The organism is Hoylesella buccalis ATCC 35310, from assembly GCF_000177075.1.
GTDB lineage: Bacteria > Bacteroidota > Bacteroidia > Bacteroidales > Bacteroidaceae > Prevotella > Prevotella buccalis.
In genome coordinates this window covers 1-2635 of the sequence record NZ_ADEG01000028.1, presented here as the reverse complement: position 1 = coordinate 2635, position 2635 = coordinate 1, and the positions used below count along the sequence as shown (strand labels likewise).

Sequence of the window (2635 nt, the reverse complement as noted above, 5' to 3'; positions counted from 1 at the left end):
GATTGGATATTGGACGCAAGAATTGGGACTTAGTGTCTATAAGGAGTCATGCAGTCTATTCAAAGACAAGCGATATGCTTTGATTGTTGATGAAAGCATGATGATAGGCAGTGAGAAACTTCTGCTTACCCTTGCTATACCCGCCGTTAATGCCGGTTCTGCAATTACGGAAAAAGACATAACCATAGTTGATATTTCCATTGCAAAAAGTTGGAACGGAACGACCATTAAAGAAGTTCTGGAGAAGGTTGCTGATAAAATAGGACACAAGCCAGAATATGTTATCAGTGACAATGGCTCCACGGTATGTAAGGCAATAAGAGATGCGGGTTATGCCCACCATTTGGACATAAGCCACACGCTTGGCATGTTTCTCGAAAGGGTATATAAGAAAGAAGCTGATTTTCAAGAACTTTCCAACAAAGTTCAACTTGCGCGTCTGAAATACAACATGCAAGACATAGCGTATGTGCAACCTCCTTCACAACGTAGCATTGCACGCTTTATGAATATGTCAAAATGGATTGACTGGATTAGCCGTATGCAATACCTGTATCACACTCTGCAAAATGACATAAAGAGCATTTATGCCTTTATTCCACAAAACGCCTCTCTTGTAGACGAACTGACAGAAACTATGGATTGTATAACAAAGATAGAGAAGGATATCAAAAACAACGGCTGGTCTCATGGTACAATCAGTCGGTGCAAGCAACTTGTAACAACAAGTCTGATGTCTGGAAATGAACGACAAAGTAAAGTCGGCTCACTCATCTTGGAATATATAGAACGTGAACTAACATTCGTTAATGAAGGAGAGTCGCAGAATGCAAGTTCAGATCCGGTAGAATCAATCTTTGGAGTAGTGAAAGACAGAATGTCTGATGATAAACTTTCAGGAGTTACTCCAATAATTCTGATGATGCCGCTTCGCCTTAATTTGGCTGATAAAGACAGACGAGTTAATTTCAATTTCAAAGAAAGATTGGAGGAAGGTAGACACCGTCACATTAAGGAATGGACGAATGAAAACCTTTCTCCAAATTTGGTGGTCAAGCGTATTAATACCATTGGTAAAAAATGCGCAGGATTTTAAAGCGATTTTGAACACCCTACCGTTAGGGGGCCCTAGAGAGAATAAAACTAAAACGGTGCGTAATCATATACGCACCGTCTTTTGTATAGATAAATCATTTTTCCAAAATATTTTGGAAAAATGAGCAGTCATTTGCATGGATTGGTATCTTTTATTTTGACGGACATGCAGAGCCGTTTAAGATTGTTCAACCAATTAACAGATACTTCAATGCAAGCGAGACACTTGGACAGGAAAAGATATTTTGAGGATTCAGCCATCACTTCTTCCCTTTTTTACCTGCCATACATCAGGAAGTTTCATCCGATAGACTCATGCAGCAAAATATTGGAAATTGGATGTGGTGAAGGAGGAAATCTGAAACCTTTTGCAAATATTGGCTGCCGAGTCTTTGGTGTGGACATGGCGCAAATACGAATAGAACAGGCACGGCAATTCTTTTCTGAGGAAAAACTGGATGGGCGTTTTGAAAGCGGCGACTTCCTTGAATGTCCGACTCCAAGTGAAGATGATAAGTTCGACATAGCTATCCTGCATGATGTTATCGAACATGTGCCCGACAAGATAGCATTCTTAAGCCATATTCGCAAGTTTCTAAAAGAAGATGGCATCCTGTTTGTGGCTTTTCCTGCATGGCAGATGCCTTTTGGCGGACACCAGCAAATATGTCGCAATAAGATATGGTCTAAAGTTCCGTTCTTCCATCTTATTCCGAATCCGCTGTACCGTTTTATTCTGAAAAGACTGGCAGGGGAAGAAGAGGCTACGATAAAGGAACTCCTTTATATCAAACAATGTAAATGCTCAATTGAAAAATTTGAGCAAGTAGTAAAAGCCGAAGACTTATCCATAAAGAGTAGACAGCTATGGTTTATTAATCCGCACTATCTTCAGAAGTTTGGATTGCGGCCCCGAAAACTTTGTTGGTCCATTTCCCATATACCCTTTTTCAGAAATTTCTGTTCTACCTCTTGTTTTTATCTGTTAAAACGCATATAATTTTGAAAATGTATTTGATAACATACTAAATCCATGTAATTATGAAAAAAATATTTTATAGTCTTCTGTGCATTATTGGACTGTCTGCATGTTCATCAGAGAACGTCGTCCTTGATTCATTAAGAGTTTATGATGTTGCAAATTCTACTTGCAAGTCGAGCCTCTCTGCGACAGAAACACGTCCTGATTTCTATTTGGAGAAAGATGCAGTACCAGCAACTTTAAGCATAGAGCTGAGTAAGGATGGCATAGCCCAATGTGTACTGGAAGATGTGAAAGCCAACTGTGCCGTAAGAAATATCTATGTGAACATCGTTAATCAAGATGATCAGATTACCCTTGTTGTGTATCATAATGTTCTTGATGCACTTGCCGATTGCATTTGCAAATACGATGTTAGTTTTAAGATGAGCAAATTGTCGGCTGGTAATTATAAACTTAAAGCACTACTGTCCGGTTAAATTTCACCAAAGCGAAAGCTGGCAGTCATTTTCCGGATTTTGATTAGTAATTGTTTTATCAAATAGTTCATTCAACGGT

2 protein-coding genes and 1 pseudogene are annotated in these 2635 nt (G+C 39.1%); all 3 read left to right on the top strand.

Features of this window, described 5'->3' with window-relative positions; genetic code table 11:
* The coding region (locus tag HMPREF0650_RS13230) for a transposase family protein (protein ID WP_162013118.1) at window positions 1-1096 on the top strand (1096 nt) is incomplete at its 5' end.
* Window positions 1097-1306: 210 nt separating this feature from the next.
* Window positions 1307-2095 carry a class I SAM-dependent methyltransferase gene (locus tag HMPREF0650_RS02045; protein ID WP_004348016.1) on the top strand — a complete coding sequence of 263 codons (789 nt, stop codon included), beginning with the start codon at window positions 1307-1309 and terminating at the stop codon, window positions 2093-2095.
* A 41-nt stretch (window positions 2096-2136) separates the two neighbouring features.
* A pseudogene (locus HMPREF0650_RS02040) lies at window positions 2137-2538 on the top strand (hypothetical protein); the annotation flags it as partial.
* Window positions 2539-2635: the final 97 nt, after the last annotated feature.